This is a genomic window from Psychromonas sp. 14N.309.X.WAT.B.A12 (assembly GCF_030397575.1).
In the GTDB taxonomy this organism is placed as follows: domain Bacteria; phylum Pseudomonadota; class Gammaproteobacteria; order Enterobacterales; family Psychromonadaceae; genus Psychromonas.
Genome location: NZ_JAPNXS010000030.1, coordinates 1 through 757, shown reverse-complemented (window position 1 = coordinate 757; position 757 = coordinate 1). Strand labels below are relative to the sequence as shown.

Below are 757 nucleotides of genomic sequence, written 5' to 3'. Positions count from 1 at the left end.
ATCTTTTAAGGGGCGCTGGCTTTAGCCTGCAGTATTTTGGTTTTTGTGTTTTTTAAGTATTGTGATGTCGTGAATATTTGTTGGTTCATTTAGTCCGATGCAGTTAAATAGCTGTATGCGATGATTTGCCTACTGGCAGACTTAAGTCAGCGCCCTGACATTAGACTTAGCCTAATGGCTGCTGCTATTAGGTATATTTAATGCAAAAGCTGCAGGGTAAGCATACGGCCTTAATATGAAACTTTGTTTGATAGCTAGGACTGCCTGTTTTAGCTTTTTATTTTGCCGCACAGGGATTATTAAGCAGAAGTCTAAAATCATAAATGTGAGCGCTCTATGATCTCTTTTGGCATTTCCTTAATAGTTAGTCCCTTTTTATCCGTTAATTACCTTTTGATGTAATCTTTTGCGAGCAGTATCAATTGGCTTGCTATGAAATAAATATAAAACTTACTTTTAGATAGCTTGAAAATCCCTCATTTAACGTAAAAAACAAGCAGTTTGTTTAATTAGCAAGCAAGCAAAACTTTTTCTTTAAAAAAAGTTTGACTTGTTTTCATAAGACAGTAATATGTGCGCCAACAAGACGACGGTGGGGTGGCCGAGTGGCCGAAGGCGCTCCCCTGCTAAGGGAGTAACGGGTTTATAGCCTGTTCGAGGGTTCGAATCCCTCCTCCACCGCCATTCTTGTAGATTCTTAAAGCGGGTGTAGCTCAGCTGGATAGAGTACCTGGCTACGAACCAGGCGGTCAGGGGT

The 757-nt window shown here is 40.6% G+C and carries 1 tRNA gene; it reads left to right on the top strand.

What is annotated here, in order from left to right:
- Positions 1 to 591 precede the first annotated feature (591 nt).
- A tRNA-Ser gene (locus tag OW492_RS16925) sits at positions 592 to 684 on the top strand.
- Positions 685 to 757: the final 73 nt, after the last annotated feature.